The 15,870-nt window shown below is 69.1% G+C and carries 16 protein-coding genes and 1 pseudogene; 6 read left to right on the top strand and 11 right to left on the bottom strand.

The genetic code is table 11. The features are described from left to right. From E1285_RS45970 to E1285_RS45965, 3 genes and pseudogenes are all read left to right on the top strand, one after another. A pseudogene (locus E1285_RS45970) lies at window positions 1-341 on the top strand (hemerythrin domain-containing protein); the annotation flags it as partial. 209 nt (window positions 342-550) lie between these two features. After that, window positions 551-1,105 (top strand): hypothetical protein, encoded by a 555-nt coding sequence (locus tag E1285_RS35695; protein ID WP_132159007.1) that lies wholly within the window; start codon window positions 551-553, stop codon window positions 1,103-1,105. 107 nt (window positions 1,106-1,212) lie between these two features. Further along, the gene (locus E1285_RS45965) at window positions 1,213-1,365 is read left to right on the top strand and encodes a hypothetical protein (RefSeq protein ID WP_165966898.1); all 153 of its coding nucleotides are present in this window, start codon (window positions 1,213-1,215) and stop codon (window positions 1,363-1,365) included. Window positions 1,366-1,658: 293 nt separating this feature from the next. Here E1285_RS45965 and E1285_RS35685 read toward each other — a convergent pair whose 3' ends face one another. From E1285_RS35685 to E1285_RS45960, 11 genes are all read right to left on the bottom strand, one after another. Next, window positions 1,659-2,444, bottom strand: a complete 786-nt coding sequence (locus E1285_RS35685; RefSeq protein ID WP_132159005.1) for a hypothetical protein — start codon at window positions 2,442-2,444, stop codon at window positions 1,659-1,661. A gap of 554 nt (window positions 2,445-2,998) precedes the next feature. Then, a complete protein-coding gene (locus E1285_RS35680; RefSeq protein WP_165966897.1) occupies window positions 2,999-5,338 on the bottom strand; it encodes a BTAD domain-containing putative transcriptional regulator in 2,340 nt (779 codons plus the stop codon). Between the two features lie 554 nt (window positions 5,339-5,892). Next, the gene (locus E1285_RS35675) at window positions 5,893-6,282 is read right to left on the bottom strand and encodes a TadG family pilus assembly protein (RefSeq protein ID WP_207947062.1); all 390 of its coding nucleotides are present in this window, start codon (window positions 6,280-6,282) and stop codon (window positions 5,893-5,895) included. A gap of 149 nt (window positions 6,283-6,431) precedes the next feature. Further along, the gene (locus E1285_RS35670) at window positions 6,432-6,878 is read right to left on the bottom strand and encodes a TadE/TadG family type IV pilus assembly protein (protein ID WP_207947061.1); all 447 of its coding nucleotides are present in this window, start codon (window positions 6,876-6,878) and stop codon (window positions 6,432-6,434) included. A gap of 92 nt (window positions 6,879-6,970) precedes the next feature. Next, a complete protein-coding gene (locus tag E1285_RS35665) occupies window positions 6,971-7,429 on the bottom strand; it encodes a TadE/TadG family type IV pilus assembly protein (RefSeq protein WP_132159001.1) in 459 nt (152 codons plus the stop codon). After that, on the bottom strand, window positions 7,426-7,629 hold the full coding sequence (locus E1285_RS35660; RefSeq protein WP_132159000.1) for a hypothetical protein: 204 nt from the start codon (window positions 7,627-7,629) through the stop codon (window positions 7,426-7,428). The genes E1285_RS35665 and E1285_RS35660 overlap by 4 nt, the downstream gene beginning before the upstream one ends. Before the next feature lie 18 nt (window positions 7,630-7,647). Next, window positions 7,648-8,532, bottom strand: coding sequence for a hypothetical protein (locus E1285_RS35655; RefSeq protein WP_132158999.1), 885 nt, complete (start codon window positions 8,530-8,532; stop codon window positions 7,648-7,650). After that, window positions 8,529-9,425 (bottom strand): type II secretion system F family protein, encoded by an 897-nt coding sequence (locus E1285_RS35650; protein ID WP_165966896.1) that lies wholly within the window; start codon window positions 9,423-9,425, stop codon window positions 8,529-8,531. Before E1285_RS35650 ends, E1285_RS35655 begins: the two co-directional genes overlap by 4 nt. Next, on the bottom strand, window positions 9,422-10,864 hold the full coding sequence (locus tag E1285_RS35645) for a CpaF/VirB11 family protein (RefSeq protein ID WP_165966895.1): 1,443 nt from the start codon (window positions 10,862-10,864) through the stop codon (window positions 9,422-9,424). The genes E1285_RS35650 and E1285_RS35645 overlap by 4 nt, the downstream gene beginning before the upstream one ends. A gap of 44 nt (window positions 10,865-10,908) precedes the next feature. Then, complete coding sequence (locus tag E1285_RS35640) at window positions 10,909-11,712, bottom strand: hypothetical protein (RefSeq protein WP_132158996.1); 804 nt, start codon at window positions 11,710-11,712, stop codon at window positions 10,909-10,911. Window position 11,713: 1 nt separating this feature from the next. Then, window positions 11,714-12,241 (bottom strand): SAF domain-containing protein, encoded by a 528-nt coding sequence (locus tag E1285_RS45960; RefSeq protein WP_165966894.1) that lies wholly within the window; start codon window positions 12,239-12,241, stop codon window positions 11,714-11,716. Window positions 12,242-14,398: 2,157 nt separating this feature from the next. Between E1285_RS45960 and E1285_RS35630 the strand changes: the two genes are divergently transcribed. The 3 genes from E1285_RS35630 to E1285_RS35620 all read left to right on the top strand — a co-directional run. Beyond that, complete coding sequence (locus tag E1285_RS35630) at window positions 14,399-14,839, top strand: hypothetical protein (RefSeq protein WP_132158994.1); 441 nt, start codon at window positions 14,399-14,401, stop codon at window positions 14,837-14,839. Between the two features lie 137 nt (window positions 14,840-14,976). Then, on the top strand, window positions 14,977-15,351 hold the full coding sequence (locus E1285_RS35625) for a hypothetical protein (RefSeq protein ID WP_132158993.1): 375 nt from the start codon (window positions 14,977-14,979) through the stop codon (window positions 15,349-15,351). A gap of 120 nt (window positions 15,352-15,471) precedes the next feature. Next, the coding region (locus tag E1285_RS35620; protein WP_207947060.1) for a hypothetical protein at window positions 15,472-15,870 on the top strand (399 nt) is incomplete at its 3' end.

Genomic DNA, 15,870 nt, shown 5'->3' with positions numbered 1-15,870 from the left:
ACCGCCTGGCCGAGGAGCGCGAGGCCAAGGAGCTGCTGTCCGAGCTGGACGGCATGGACACCGACGACCCCGCGTTCCTGAAGTCGCTCGACAAGCTCCGCATGGACGTGCTGACCCATGCCCGGGCCGAGGAGCGCTACGAGTTCGACCGGCTGGCAGGCCAGTTCAGCCCGGTGCAGCTCAAGGGGTTCGCCGCCGCCGTCCGCGCCGCCGAGGCGACCGCCCCCACCCGGCCCCATCCCGGGACCGAGAGCGCCACCAAGAACCTGCTCGCCGGCCCGCCCGCCGCGATGATGGACCGCGTCCGCGACATGATCCGCGACGCCCGCGACAAGGGCTGACCACACCGCCGTCCCGGCCGGATGATGCGGAAAGCACCGTGATGCCCGTCTGGTCGGCCGTCTGTCCACACGCCACGTCGGCCATCCAGCAGGGAGTAGCCAACCGTGGTCGACAAGCCTCAGAAGCGCCGGGCGTCCGCACCCGTCGATCCGTCGGCTGACGGAGCCGCTCTGGCAGGCGCGATGGATTCTTCGGAAAGGAGAAGACGATGAAGACCCAGGACGCGACCGCGATCATCAACGGCTGGCCCGAGGATTCTCGGGAGGCGGCGCAGATCGTCCTCGACACCTACGGTGAGCCGGACGAAGCGGCCGAGTCATTGCTCATCTGGCACCAGGCCGGTCCGTGGAAGCGGGTGGAGGCGTCCCGGACCTTCCATGAGCACCGGTTCCCCGTTCCGCACATCGACTCGGTGCTGTCGGTGCTCGACTACCGGGTTCCGCCGGAGAAGTTCACCGCGCTCGCCGAGTTTGACGGCAGCGTGATCGCCGAACGCACCGCGGGCGAGGTGTCGGCCCGCTGCCATGACGAACAGGCCAACTTCCTGGCGCTCAACCTGGTACACGACATCGTGACCGGCGACAAGACCGTCGAGGAGGCCCGCCGCTACTACGCCAAGGAGTTCCTCGACGTCCGCCGCGGCCGGCCCACGCCCTACATGGACGGCCTACGCTTCACCCCGAGCACCGAACCCACCACCGACGCCGACGAGCGAATGCTGTCGGACCAAGACCTCGAGCAGGCCGCCGAGGAAGGAAAGTAGGCACGGCACAACAGTCCCGAGGTCGGCTCCGGGCCCGGCGGGGGCGCGCTCATCCGCCGACGTACCAGAGGCACGCGACCGGCCTGCGGTCAGGCTGATGTCCCGTCATGACAATCCGGCTTTTCCTCGGTGGCTGGACGGCCATCCAGACCGTGCGGCGCCTTCTCTACGCCGAGTTCATGCGCGACCGGCTGGCCACCGGCGGGTCCGAGCTCAACGGGGTCGGTGGCCTGATCGCTGTCGGTCTGCCCATGGAATGAGATGTAGTGCAAAGTTCCCTCCTCGGCCTCGCGCAGCTCCACGCCGACCGGAGCACTGACGCCGCGGCCAGCGGCTCGTTGGCCAGTGCCCGCGATCTCACCGAACATTCGCGGTCTCAACGCTCCGTTGCCGGTGACCTTCTCGACCTGCCGGATGACAGCCAGGCGCCGCTTGCCCTCACGGTCGAGCGGCGGGTTGGGGTGGTCGGTCTGGGACCGGGGGTCGACATAGATGATCTCCGTAGTGGCCGGAGACCCGGGTGTCAACGGTGATCGTCGGTTTTAGATGCCGATCAACCGTCGGTTGCACGGTCGGAAGGACGCGTCTCCATTGCTGGAATGGTGCCTGGCAGCATGGCGGTCGTGGTCGGCGCGGCTGGTGTGGTTGGTGCGTCCCGTGACGTGCAGGCGACGCACGTGATCACTGTCCGGGCAATTTCGCGGGCGAGTATCTCTGCGCCCTTTCGCGCCGTGTGCTCGGGCATGGGCGTGTGGGGGGCCAGCAAGCGGGGTGGCCAGGTGGTGCCGGTGTAGGTGACGGTGAAGATGATGTTGCGGAGCCGCACAGTGGTCTCTGCTTTGCCGTCGCCGCCGATCTCGGAGTATCCGGAGTAGGCGTCATCACCGATGTGGAGTACGCGGTAGCGTCGCCCCCATGCGGCGTGGTCACGGTCACGCTGGGCGGTGAAGGTTTTGTGTGCCTGTTCGGTTGCGCTATGCGAACGTGTGGCGGAGGCGATGGATAGGCTGATCAGCACTCTCCGGAGTTGACGGTGGCCTGGCGTGCCCGGCAGGGATTCCTCACGTCCTATCCGGTAGCACGACCAGTCGTCGGTGCCGGTGCGCCATGCCTTGTTATCCCCGCCGGGAGCGAGTCGCTGCAGCGATGCCGATGTCGGCAGTGCACAGGCATCGGCGATGGCCGTGAAGTCGGCGGTCGATGGCCGTGTTGCGCGGGGCCGTGCCGCGGGCGGCTGAGTTGCCGGCGGCGACTCGGTCGCGAAGGGGAGAGGCGAGTCGGTGCCCGAGTTCGTCTCGGCGGAACGCATGACGGGGCCGGTCACCAGTCCGATGCCCACGAGCGTGAGGAGCCCTAGCCCGGCGCCCAGGCACCAGGTGCGGCGTTTGTTGAGGCAAGCGGCAAGTCGGTGCCTGCGTGGGGCTCGTGTGGCGCTACCGAAGCTCGGTGGTGTCGCTGACGGGTTCAACGGCGGTGGCGCTGACCGTGGCGGGTTCCATAGCGGGCGTTCTGTGGGGGGACGCCGCCACAACGGCGGTGCGGGCCGCGGCGTTGGTCGAGGTGTCGGGAAAGAGGGTTCGGGGGGCTGGCCGCTGTGCTGGGCCGGGGACTGCGGCTCTGAGTTCGGACCCGGGCGAAATTCGCCGGAGGATTCGTGTGGGAGGGGAAGCGTGGCCATGGTGGCTGTGATTCCTTTGTCGGGACAGCACGGTTCGCCGCCCAGACTTCTTTCCACGGGTTGCTCGCGGTGTGACACGACCTCTGATGGGCGTCTGACCTGTCAAAACAGGTCGCTCTAGGCGCGGGTGAACGCCTTGAGGACGCCGACGACCGACGATCAGTGAGGTTGAGCGTGGTTCCTTGGAGGTCGTCAGTGCTGGGCCTTGGCTGCCGTTAGTGGTATGCGGCGGCCGTGGGCCTGTGGGTGAGGCGGTGATAGAGCTCAACAGTGGCGGGGTGGGGTTCGAGTTCGGTGTCGATGGCGGCGAGTTCGCGTAGACATCCGGACCATGCCTCATGGATTCCGGCGGTGTTGCCTGCGGCGTGTTCGGCGTGCATCACCATCCGCCACAGCTGTTCGGCCGCCGGGTCGGCGACAAGGCCGATGCGGGCGGCTCGTCCGGCGCCGGTGATCGCGCCGGTGGCCAGGTCGAGTTCGGCGAGTAGTTCGGCGGTGTCCACGATGGTGGCCCGCACGGTCTCCAGTAGCGGGGTGTCGATCCACCAGTGGTAGCAGGCTTCGAGGGGGCGGCCGCGCACCAGTTGCAGGGCTCGGCGGAGCTTGTCGGCGGCGTCGCTGTCGTGGTCATTGGCCTCATCGACCAGGGTCTGGAAATGGTTCCAGTCCAGTTCGGCGTCGTGGAGCCGGTAGATGCCGTCGCCGACATGGAGGATGCGTTCGGTGCCGTCGGCGGCCGGGCCGAGTCGGCGCCGTGTGCGGGTGATGGCCTGCCGGAGGCTGTCGCTGCCGCGTGGATGATCAGGGTCTGGGCCCAGCAACGTCCGCAACTGGTCGTTGCGGAGCCCGGCCGGATGGTTGAGTGCCAGCAGCAGCACGAGCTCAAGTTGTTTGGGCTGCAGATCGTGGTGGGCCCCGTTCACCTCAAGCGGCCCGAGGACACCGATGGATAGGCCTGCCGAGCGCTCGTCTTCGGCAGGCTCTACGTGGCTGCGGGTGGAGATGGCTGGCGTGATCGGCGGGACACGGAACTCGGCCGGGACGAGAACGTCGTCGCTTTCTGTTTGCGTGCTGTGTACTGAATCGGGCGGCGTTGGAATGTCACCGGTGCTGGGAGCGCACCGTGTGGCTGGTGCAGGGGATGGGGTTACCGTTCCTGGCCGGGGAGTGGGGGCGCTGCCCGGTGTGGAGCCCGTGCGGGGTCGGAACTGTAGGAGGTTCATTTCACCGGAGGCGGTGCGGTGGCGGCCTTGATCGGCTGGGCCGGTGTGGGCGGTGGTGTCGGACGGTTCGGTGGCGGCAGACCAGAACGTTTCGGCGCCAGGTGCGCGGACGGTCCCGACGTTGTGGGTGCCGACATTGTGGGTGGTGGTGCCGTAGGGCGGCTGGTCGGCGGCGACGTCGCTGGTGTCGGCTGCGGCTGTCAGGACTGAGGCGATGGCGTTGTAGTCGTCGCTGGTCAGTGGGTGGGGGGTGACGGTGAGATGCCAGGGTTCGATACGCAGGACCGGGGCTTGTTGCTCATGGGTGTCCAGGGTGAAGAGCGCGGGAAACTCGGTATGGGGGGCGGCCGGCAGGATCGCGGCTACCCCACCGGTGCCGTTGACGGTGGCGAGGAGTCGCCGTAGTTGATCGCGGTCGGGTGGGGTCCGGGACACTAGGAAGGTGAGGGCGTTGTCGCCGCTGCCTTGGAGCCGTAGGGCCCGGACATCACGGGCGCCGGACACGCTGGCGTCATCGAGTCGTCGCCGGACGGCCTCGGCGCGGCGGGCCAGAAGTTTCAGTGCTTCGTCCAAGTCTCTGCATGAGTGCACCCGTCCTTGGATGACGGAGAGTTCGTCGAAGCCGACCAGGACGGCGTCGAGGCCGGTCCAGGGGCTGGTGGAGACCTCGGTGGCGATGGTGCGCAGGATGGTCTCGATGAGTTGCGAGTTCCCGGCGCATCCGACGACACCGAGGGCTTCCATGTTGACCAGGAGTTGTCCTCCCGCTCCGGTCCGGCCGACGTTGACTAGCCCGGGGAGGGGGTCACCGCCCTGATCGCCGACGGCGCCCGCGGTGTCATCGTTGAGCAGGCGGGTGCGTCCGTCGGGGGTGAGTTGCCAGCACATGTCGTTGCTGCCGGGGCGGACGGCGAAATGCTCGGGGGCGACCCGGCTTGGATGGGCGAGCAGTACTTCGACGGTGTGGCCGGCCAGGTGGATGCCGACGATCTCAGGTGGGTGCAGATTGGCTTGCCGCAGACCGTGGGCCAGCGCGCGGAGCGCGAGTTGCAGTACCTGTTCGGCCTCCTGGTTCACGGTGGAGGTCTGAGCTTCCCAGGCGAGGCGTTGTTCCACGTGGCGGGCGTGGGGGAGGTGCGGTAGCCGGATGCGTCGGCCCCGGCGGCGGTCCTGCCGTTGCATGTGCCGCATCTGCGCGATTTTGGTGAGCACTCCGCCGGCGAGCATGCCAGTGGCGAATACGGCGGTCAGCGGCCCCCAAGCCACGTCACCGTCATGACCGGTGTGGCCGGACGGCTGCGACGACTCGGCGGCCGTCGGGTCGGGCTCCATAGTGGTGACGGAGGCCGAGAAGGCGTTGTTAGACCTGAGGGGTGCCGGCGCTGACGGCGTGGCAGCGACATCGCGGGGGAGTGTCCCGGTATGGGCATCGGGGTCTGCCGTTATCGCGGGTGCGGTCGCTGCCGACGGGGACGCTGTCGATGCCAGCGCTACCGCCGGAGGAGCGCTGGTCATCAGCGTGACACCGGTGATCAGAGTGCGGGCCAGGTGCTGCACCGATCCCAGCCCGGGCAGCCGCGGAGCCGCGCGGCCGCGGGCGTGGGCGGCCACTTCCAACAAGGTGGAGACGCAGAACGCAGCCCACAGCAGCCAGGCCAGATCACGAACGACGAGCAGGATCAGGGTGTCGTCGGATGCGGGACGAGCCAATGCGTCACCGACCTGCTCCAGGGACGGTAACTGCCCCGGAAGGGGGTTCCCGGCCGCATGCGCGAGCACCAACGGCGACACGGCCAAGACGGCGGCCAAGGCCAGCAACGACACCAGGCCGCGCGCCAAGGCGGCAAGACGTGAGAGGGAGCGATCCGGGCGGGGTGATGAGGAGGTCACTGGCCCTCTCCTGAGTCCACGCCGGCCACGAGGTCGGCGGTGGCGGTACGGGTCACGGTGACCGTTTCGACGCCGATGAGTGACAGCATCGGAGCCGGGCGACTGATGGTGACGGTGACGCGGACCCGGCGAGTGCTCACCGTGGTGACGGTGCCGCGCTGCCCGGCGCGGGCCAGGTACGCGCGCGCTTGCCGTACGGCCGCCTCCGGGTCGATCGACTTGACACCGGTCCGGTAGACCTGGGCGCGGTTGAGCTGGCCTGCCCCGGCGCGGGCGGCTTCTTCGGCGACGTTGCCGGCCTCGCGGCCGGCACGGAGCTTCAGCCCCTGGAAGTACACCAGCGAGGTGACCATCAGGGCGCCGAGCGACAGGAGCACCACGAACACGGTGACCTGTCCGCGGTCCCCCGCAGCGCCTGCTTTCGGAGGGCACATCGCTGCCCGGCGGCCCCAGACTCGCCTGTGCCAAGGCGCCGTCGGTGATGAGATCGCCTGCGTGGTGCCGGGAGGCGCCGTCGACTTGACCTGCATGATGATCATCGACCTCCCAGGCTCAAGTTCCGGCCAGAGATCCCTTCAGAATTCGTGAACCCGAGGTCTGCCCCGCGGTATGGGTCGATGGGCGAGGAGAACCGCGCCCGGATCGTCGTCTCCCCTGGAAGGCCGGGGATCAGCAGGTCCGACAGGGGGAGCTGGCAAGCGACTTGGGCGGTTACGGCCGCTTGGGTACCGACCGGACGATCCAGCCCTGCGGTGTCCAGGGTCGTGACGGGGGTGCAGCGCAGCCCCTCGCGTTGGAGTGCCGCACGGGCACTGCCGCTGGCCTGTGCGGTTGCCGAGCGGGGGTCCCGCGCGATGCTGGCCTGGCGGGCGGCGTCACGGGCGGCCGCCTCCACCGCCTGATGCGCATGCTGAGTGCGGCCGATCCCGATCAGCAAAGCCAGCAGCAGCAACAACCCCGGCGCGAGGATCGCGGTCTCCAAAGCGGCGCTACCCCGCTCAGGGTCACCGCGGCACCGGCGCGCTGTAAGGTGGCGGCCCCGGGCACGGCGCCCTGGGCCGCACGGTGCCGCGGTCACGGAGAGTCCCCGGGCACGGTGAACCGTTCATGCGGCGCCCGCACCGTCTGCGAGACCGTCGGTTCGAAGAACGGCACGAACGACGGCGCCCGGCCACGGACAGTAACCGCCACAGTGCCGGCGTCGCTGCCGTCGGTGTCCACCGACACCTGGTGGAGTGCACCACTGCCGACCTCGGCGGCGAACTGCCGCGCGGCCGTGGTCGCGGCGCCTGGTGGAGCGTCCCGGACCCGCCCTGCCCGAGCCCCTTCGGCCGCGGCGGCGTGCGCGGTCGACCGCGCCATGTACCACCATCCGGCCTGCAGCAGCAGGGCGAGCAGGACCAGCAACCCCGGTGCCAGGATGGCGGTCTCTAACGCGGCGCTGCCCCGCTCCCGCGGTCCGGTGCGCCGAGTCCGGGCGGTCACCGCGGCGCGGAACCGGGCGGGTGCTCGGATGGGCTGCCAGCGGGTCACCGAATGTTCCCCTTGCGGTTCTCGATCGCGGTACCGATCGCGGTGATCACGCCGGCGGCCAGGAGGGCCAGGCCGCCGGCGATGATGGCGACCTCCAGCGTGGTCAACCCAGCGTCGCGGCGGTCGGCCCGCCTGAGGTTGCGTGCCCGGGCCCGCAGCGCGTGCACCATCGCCGCCAGGTACATGAGTTCAGGTGGCATCGCCATCTCCTTTGATCGTCAGCTCGTCAGCAGCAGGTAGATCTGCGGGAACCCCAGCAGGGTGATGAACGCCAGCCCAATCGTGGCGATCGGCACGGTCATGCTGGTGGTGCGCGATTCGGCGTCATAGCGCATTTCGGTGAGCTGCCGCGAGCGGATCTGCTGGGTGTGAGCGGTGATCGCGTCAACGATCTTGGCGCCCTCGTTTCCGGCGAGGTCCGCCAGATCCGCCAGATCCCCCAGTTCGTCCACGCCGATCTCGGCACCGAGGCGGGCCAGGCCCTGCCAGGGGGTGAGCCGAGCGTGCTGGGCGGCCTCCACGGCCTCGGCGATCCTGCGGAAGGCCCACCCGTCGCTGTAGCGGGGGGCCTGTTCCAGGGCTTGGCTGGGGCCGGCGCCGCCGGCGAAGGCCAGTCGGACGAAGTCGAAATAGGCCGACAGGGCGTGCCGGAAGTCGGCGCGGCGCTGCGCTGCGGTGGAACGCACGGTCGCGTCCGGTACGAAGAAACCGGCGGCGGCGAATCCGAGGGTGGCCGCGACCGGCACCGTCCACGGCATGCTCAGTCCCTGCAGGGTGGCCAACATGGACAACAGCAGCGGCAGGCACAGACCGAACAGGCCCGCGCCGATCTTCTCGGCGATGAACCGCTCCGGTGACCTGCCCAGGAGAGCGAGGTCCTGGCGGGGGATCGGCAGGCCGCCCGGCCCGGTGAGCCGCTGCGCCTGCCGCCGCAGCCAGGGCTGCACTGCGCCGGGCGCCGGGGCCGCGGCGGCGTCGGTGTCGGTTCCCGCGAGTCGAGTCAGTGCCGCGTCCAGGCGGGGTGGACTGCGCCGCACGCCGGAGACCACCAGCATCATCCCGGCTCCCAGCAACGCCCCGAACACGATCGCCAACCGGATCACCGCGCCGCCCCCTCCGGGGTCATGTGCCGGTCGCCGGGGGAGCGGTCGGCGTCGCTGCGGGTGAGAAATCGTTGGACGGGCGGCTGGTTGGCCAGTCGGTTCATGATCCAAAGCCCTGTTCCGCAGATGCTCAGCACGACGGCCAGGACGATCTGCCCGAGGAAGGTGCCGTAGGGGGCCGAGTAGTCGGGGCGCATCGTCAGCGCCACTGCGAACAGGACGAAGATCACCGCGAGGCCGCGGATGGTGGTGCGGTGCGGGGCGCGGGAGGCTTCGACCTCACGTCGCCCGGCCACGTCGGCGGCCACCAACGCCGCGAGGTCATTGAGGAGCGGTTGGACGCCGCCGCCGCGGATCTGCGACGCCTGCAGCAATGCCCCCGCCACCAGGTCCCCGACCGGGTCGTTGAGGTCATCGGCCAGCCGGTACACCGCCTCCTCGACGCTCACTCCCGCCCGGAGCCGCGCCGCCAACGCCGCCACTTCGGGCTCGATCGCGGTGGGCGCATGACGGACGCTGGTCTGCAGCGCGTCTTCGAGACCACGGCTGGCACCGAGCAGCCCGGACACCTTGCGGACCCACTGTTCGATGGCGTCCAGCCGGGTCAGCCGCCGGGCCACGGCCCGCCCTGACATGACCCGCGGCAGCCAGACCGCCCCCACCGTGGCGGCGATCGCCGCGGCAGGCCACCGCGTCACCAGCAGCACCCCCGCGCCGAGGACCGCGGCGGCCGCCCAGGTCAGCCGGTGCTGCTGGAACGGCCTGGCCAGCATCCGGCCGAGGCGCGAGGGCGGCCGCGCCGCGGTAACGGCCCGGCCGAACAGCCCGGCGCTGATCATCAGCGCCCCGCCGGCCAACCCGGCCCCGGCCAGCAGCGCGAGCACAGTCGTCATGGGCGTCCTCTTCCGGAAGGCGCCTCCCATAGCCGGTGCGCGTGGGTGAGCAGCCGACGGTCGAATCCGGCCGCCTCCAGTTCGCCGACGAGTTTGGGGGTGATCCCGGCGGGGACGGCGCGGCCGTCCGGCCCGGGAGTAAAGATCCGGTTGATGGCGGGCTCGTGCGCGTCGGCGGGTTCGAGAACCTCGACGATCTCGGACACATACCGGTGGCCGGTGCGCGGGTCACGGCGCAGGTGCACCACCAGGTCGACGGCCCGGCCGACCAGGCGGAACACATCGGCGGGTTCGGGGTGCCGCTCGGCGTAGGCGCACAGGGTCAGGATCCGGCCGAACACCTCAGCGCCGGAGTTGGCGTGCAGGGTGGTCAGGCTGCCTTCCAGGCCGTTGTCGATGGCCTGCAGCAGCGCCAGCATCTCGGCGTGCCGGACCTCGCCGACCAGGATCCGGTCGGGGTTCATCCGCAGCACCTGCGGGACCAGGTCGACCAGCGTGATGGCGCCGATGCCTTCCTGGTTGGCCTCCCGCGCCTCGAACGACACGACATCGTCGTGGCGGTCCAGGCGATCCAGGTACAGCTCCCGTTCCGATTCCAGGGTGACGATGCGTTCCTCAGGATCGAATTCGCTGCACAGCGCCCGCAGAAAGGTGGTCTTGCCGGCGGCCACACCACCGGTGACCAGAATGTCCAGCCTGGCCCGCACCGCGGCCGCCAGGAACGCGTGCAGGGTCTCGTCGATGGTGCCGCGGCCGACGAGTTTGTCGAGGGTGACATCCATCAGCCGCTGCTTGCGGATGGACACGTGCGTGCCGGTGGTGACCGACATCGTCGCCGCCATCCGCACCCCAACCCCCAGCGCGACATTCAGCAACGGCCGGGCCGCACTGAACTCGCGGGGGCTGGCCGCGCGAGCCGCCCACCGGCGGACCTTGTCGGCCAACTCGGCGTCGGACTCGGCAACCGGCGGGCCCGGGACCTTGCGGGCACCGGCGTAGTGCAGCCACACCTGCCCAGGCCCGTTGACGTCGATCTCTTCGATGTCGTCGTCGTCCAGCAGCGGCTGCAGCACCCCCAACCCGAACCGCTCATCCAGGACCGCCCGAGTCAGCCGCGTCTGCTCGGCGGCCGGCAGCAGCATCCGGCCCGCGTTCGCCTGCTGCTGCGCCCAAGCCTTGACCTGTTCCACCACGGCCAACTGCGTCCGGGTGGCATCAGGGTCGGCATCCAGCAGCACCTCATCCAGCGCCGCGTTGATGTGCTTCACTGCCGCACGCACCGCGGCGTCATCGAGCCGATCTTCGGGCTTGGCCGCAGGTGCCGCACCGGCGGTAGGGCGTGGCCGCCACGCGCCACCGGCGGCGCCACCCGATGCCGTGCGCGGCGCGGTGGGACCGCGCTCGGGTGCGTGCTCGGCCTGCCGCGCGGGCTGCGGCATGACGGGAATCTGGTCGGGAGGCGGCCAGGTGAAGGAGCCATGATTCATACCGGACGCCCACCCCCAGAACTCAGCGGCGACACCGGCCGATCCGGACGTCGCCCGGGGCGATGATCGACGGCGGCCCGCAACGCACGGGCAACCGCCCGCGCCTGGACCAGCAGGTCACTGGACCGGGTGAGGCGGCGACGTTTGGGATCGCCGTCCGACAACCGGGCGGCAGAGCGTGCATCATCGGGGAACTGGACGACCACCGCGAAGTCGCCGCCCAGCACCTTGCGGACTTCGGCGACCGAGTGCGGGCCGCGGCCGATGAGACACAACCCGATCGCGGCCTGCCGACCCAAGGCATCGCGAATGGCCGCAACACGGGGCCGAGCGGCGACCACCTGCCGCAGCGTGGGACGCAACACCAGCACGATGAGGTCGGCGGCGGCCAGCACCGCGAACGGATACCCGACAGCGCGGACCTGGCCGACGTCGGCGATCACGTCCGCGGGATGCCGGGCGAGCACCGCGGCGATCTTCTCCCACGCGACCGCAGTGATGGCCTGCGCCTGGAACGGATCGGCCGGGCCGGGCAACACCGGACGATCACCCACGTCATCGAGCGGATAGGTCTGCTCGTGCAACGCGACCCGGCCAGGGTCTTCGGTGATCTGCCACGCCAGATTCAGCAGCCCCCGGTCGGCCGGAAAGTGGCCACCGAACAGCCCGGCCAGAACACTCCCGCCGTCGCAGTCGCATTCGGCCATCAGCGCCGGCTCTGGCCAGGCAAGGGTCAACGCCAAAGCCGTGGTGGTCGCTCCTGGAGCGCCCCCGGCCGAAACCACCGCGATCAGCGCCATCTCACGGCCTCCTGGCGGTGACGACCAGCGCAACCCGGCCCAGGGCGGCCTGTTTGGCGACCGTGGGACCCGATTCGGCGGCGATCAGGAGATTGACCACCGCGGTTCCGTCCGCGTCGGGCTGCGAGACCCGATCGACCGCGGCGGCGACCTCCCGACCCAGCGGTGACGTTCCTGACGAGGCGGCATCCTGCCCGGCGGTGCCGGGAGTGGGCACAACTAGAACGTGGTCTCCCGGGCGCAGGGCACCGACCGGCAGCTGAGAGGCCTTGAGCCCGACGGCCACGATCTGTTGTCCCTGGCCGGGGGTGAGCGTGGTGGTCAGCTGGCCGGGCGACAGCAGCGACCCTGCCCGCAGGTCCACCGCCGCGATCTTTCCCACCACCTCGTCCGCGCGGGACGCGGGGATCGTCTGGACGGGCGCGTCCACCCCGGCGCGCGTGGTCGCCAGGTCGGCCGTGGAGACGGGTGTCCCCACCGGCAGGTCACGGACGATGACCAGCACGTCGGCGCGGTTACCCGCCGACACAAACAGCCAGGCGACCACCGCGGCCGACGTCGCAATCAGGAGCGTTCCCAACAGAATCCGGCCGCGACGGGCTGAGCGGGGCAAAGGCCGTAACTGCCTGTCCTCGCTGGGCGGAAGGGTGGAAACGGAACGGTGGCTGCTCACCGGCCACCACCATTGAGAGCCTGCCCCTCGGCGATCCGGACCGGGAAGGTCGAGGTCACCGTGATCGGGGTGAGCGCACCGCCGGCTCCGCCCGAACCACGCCACGTTCCGCCCCAGCTGACAGTGGCGGTGACCTGGTAGGCGTTCCCGGGCTGCCGCGCGGAGCTGCGGGTGTAGGTGACGGTGCATGAAGCCGCCGAAGCGGCTGCTCCAGCCTGATAGGGAACACCGCCGCCCGGGCAACTGACCGGCTTGTGCCCACCCCCGGGGTGGACCGTCATGGTCTGCGGAGAGGCGGTGAGCTCAACCCACACGTCCCCAGCCGACTGGCGCACCGACCTGGAGGTTCGCTGCGCCGGATCGAGCCAGAACCACTCGGCCAACCCCACGACACCCTCGGTTCCGCGCGGCGGAGCCGTCACAATCTGGGGCTTGGGGAGCCGAAGCTCATACAGCGCTTGCTGCAGCAGATCCTGCGGGGAGACCGCCGGGACGGCAACGCCAGCACCGGCGGGTTGGCATCCGGAAATTGCGCTTAGTGGACCGCAGGCCAGCGCGTCACAACCCGTGTCGGCGGGGATATCGGTGCGGCAGCCGCGGTCACTAGAGGGGGCGCCGCCTACAGGTTGCCTGCCAGGACCGTCACCGGATGAACCGACACCCCGCCCGGGACGCGCCGGTGTTTGCGGGTCATCGCCGATATTGCCCTGCCATTTCCACGGGCCCGGGCTGGGTGGCGTCGGTGGATTGGACCACGCGGTGCCGACCAAGGCACCCATCACCATGATCACCACTGTGGCCGTTATGGCAGCGCGCATCATACTCAGGAACCGGGGGTGGTAGACGGGGGAGTGCATGGCGCCTCCACAGCCCAGATCGACGACACGCGCCAGCGCCCATCAGCCCCGCGCTTGAGCTTCACCGAGAAGTTGACAGGTTTGGCACTGCCCCGCGTCCCAGGAATGAGTTGATGGGTGCGCGAGTCCGCCAGCCCCGCCCCACTGGTGTCCTGGCAATCACCCAGCTCCGCGGTGGAACCAGTGATATCGACCGCGTACACCCGGATAACGATCTTGCCCCAGGGCTCTTGTCGCTTAGCCCGAATGTCGCGGATCCCCCGCAACTGAGCAGCCATCACCTTGGGAGCGGATACCGGCTCAAGCAGCTTTCGTGCCTGGTCTTCCGGAACCGTCGCCGCCTTCCGGCCAGCGTCCCAGTACTGGTGATAGCTCGCGATGATCGCGTCACGGGGCGATGCAGTAGACGCACCGGCAGAAGAGGATCCGCTCCCGGAAGGCGCGCTGAGCGGCGGGGACGACGGTACCGTCACCGAATCGTCTGAACCCGGCGAGCACCCTAGACCACCGGCTGCCACAACGATCGCGCAGCAGGCCGCCAGAGCACGGCGTGCCGGCGGCCGACCAGGGCCAAGCGCGCGGGCGGAACGATGCCGGGGCGAGATGCCGGGAGCCGGCACCGCCGCAGCCCAGCCACGGGCGCACTCGTTGATCGCCATCATCGCTTTTCGTGCCACGGCCCACCCTCCATGAGCCAACCCGTAGCGAAGGTCTGGGGAGCAGCCGCAGTGCCATTTACCTGCGCATTGGGGGCGCCAACCGCGCCATCCTCCGGGGAGGGCAGTTCCTCAACCTGAAGATCATGATCGTAGATCTCACCACCTGCGGAAACGTCCCAAGGGCGCAGGACCAGTTGCTGGACATGACCGCACTTGACCGCTTCCACCGACGAACGCGCCACCGCGAATGATGCTCGGGTGCCGGACATTCGCACCGGAGGCGTCAGCGCCGATCTATCGTCGTCACCAGAGCAATTGATCACCAGCGCAAACGTGTTCAGCTGGGCGGACGTGTCTGACCTCGTACTTCGCGGCTTTCGGTGGGAGCATCGAACCATGATCAGTATCCGTCGTCACTGGATTGGGTCGAACTGTCGTGATATTAAGACACTCCCGGGCAGTGTTGTAAAGAGGGACGCTTGAGTGAGTTGAGGTGAATGTCAACGACACCGAGACCGGCGCAGCTGGCGTTAAGCCAGTTCGTGCACGAGCGCAATGAGCAGGGGCTGAGCTATCGGCGTATGGCAGTGCGCGCGATCGACCCGGTGACCGAGCAGCACCTGGGATTCCAGTGGATCAGCAAGCTTGCCGCTGGCCAGGTGGCTAAGGCCCCGGAGCCTTGGCAGATGCGCGCCCTGGCCGCGGCCATGGACGTGCCCGAAGACATGGTGAAGACACTGGCAGCGCGCCAGTGGCTGGAGTACGAGATCAGCGAGGTCCGCCTCGGCTCCGATGAATGGATCTTGTTCCGGCTCGCGCATGACCTTCCTGACGAGGACAAACGCATGCTCCGGCGGATGGCCGAGGAGTTCGTCCACCGCCAGAACCGACGCTTGGATGAACCGCCCGACGCCGACACGGGAACGCAGCCGACCTGATGCTTCGGTCCACCCGAAACCAAAGACCAATACACCCCGCAGCCGCAAAACCATGACGATCAAGACCTGGAGTTACTGCAGCTGCGAGGTGACCAATGAGTATCCCAGCGCGATTCATCCGGGTGAAACCGGATGATATGGACGATCAACTCGGCCCGGTCGTGGTCCACCGGACCCCCGCCGCATGGATCTTCTACTGCCGGGCGGACAAGATCGCCGAAGAATTGGCTATGGAGTTCGAAGCGCTGGCCAACCGCTACTCCCAGGCCACCGTGTCGATCACGACACCGACCGAACCGAGAACTCGTGCCCGCATGCACCGGCTCTCCGCCGACCAGATGCCGGCAGCGCTACAGCCCGCCGTGGTGGACGTGCGGGGACAGGACCAGACGACCTACGTTCGCGCCGATCTGATCAGCGAAGACATGGCCGAGGCGATGGCGGAGATCACCGCAGAACAAAACCGGTACGGGCGCCGCCTCCCGGTAATCGGCCCTTCCGCTGATTCATGATCCACATCGATCGCCGCCCCCAAGACGGAGCATCCGTGTGATCGCGGATTCCTCAGCCTTTCCGTGACTCACATCTTCATGGCCACATGCTGACACCAGCCACTCACCGTAGGACCAGCGATGACTCGGCAACGGCACGCAGCCACAGCCGCGCAGCGCGGCCGCCGCACTATCCTGCTGCGCAGCCTCGGCGCGGCCATGCTGTTGATCGCTGGCGTGATCGGCCTGCCCGGCCTCCTGCTCCTGGTGACCGGATCGCCCATCCCTCGCCACCCACCCTCCTTCGACGAAATCGGTGCGGCGCTGTCTCACCGAGCCGACGAGACCCTGCTCCTAGAGGCGGCCAAATACCTAGCATGGACCAGCTGGGCCGGCTGGACATTACTGGTGTTCACCGAGGCCGCCGCTCAGATCATCGGCGGAGCCGTCCCCCCGATCCCGGGGCTTACCGTTCTGCAACGAAGCGCCGCCGTCCTGTTGGGGAGCCTGGGCATAGCCGCTATCGGAGCCACCGCGCCG

Source organism: Actinomadura sp. 7K507 (assembly GCF_004348425.1).
Lineage (GTDB): Bacteria > Actinomycetota > Actinomycetes > Streptosporangiales > Streptosporangiaceae > Spirillospora.
The sequence above is the reverse complement of the archived record's forward strand: the minus strand, read 5'-3'. Positions and strand labels throughout refer to the sequence as shown.

What these genes read in the sequence shown, in the direction of transcription:
- E1285_RS35625 (WP_132158993.1), top strand. Translation starts at nt 14,977, where the DNA reads ATGGACGATCAACTCGGCCCGGTCGTGGTCCACCGGACCCCCGCCGCA.
- E1285_RS35640 (WP_132158996.1), bottom strand. Translation starts at nt 11,712, where the DNA reads ATGGCGCTGATCGCGGTGGTTTCGGCCGGGGGCGCTCCAGGAGCGACC.
- E1285_RS45965 (WP_165966898.1), top strand. Translation starts at nt 1,213, where the DNA reads ATGACAATCCGGCTTTTCCTCGGTGGCTGGACGGCCATCCAGACCGTG.
- E1285_RS35645 (WP_165966895.1), bottom strand. Translation starts at nt 10,864, where the DNA reads ATGCCGCAGCCCGCGCGGCAGGCCGAGCACGCACCCGAGCGCGGTCCC.
- E1285_RS35680 (WP_165966897.1), bottom strand. Translation starts at nt 5,338, where the DNA reads ATGGAGCCCGACCCGACGGCCGCCGAGTCGTCGCAGCCGTCCGGCCAC.
- E1285_RS35695 (WP_132159007.1), top strand. Translation starts at nt 551, where the DNA reads ATGAAGACCCAGGACGCGACCGCGATCATCAACGGCTGGCCCGAGGAT.
- E1285_RS35660 (WP_132159000.1), bottom strand. Translation starts at nt 7,629, where the DNA reads ATGCCACCTGAACTCATGTACCTGGCGGCGATGGTGCACGCGCTGCGG.
- E1285_RS35630 (WP_132158994.1), top strand. Translation starts at nt 14,399, where the DNA reads ATGTCAACGACACCGAGACCGGCGCAGCTGGCGTTAAGCCAGTTCGTG.
- E1285_RS35650 (WP_165966896.1), bottom strand. Translation starts at nt 9,425, where the DNA reads ATGACGACTGTGCTCGCGCTGCTGGCCGGGGCCGGGTTGGCCGGCGGG.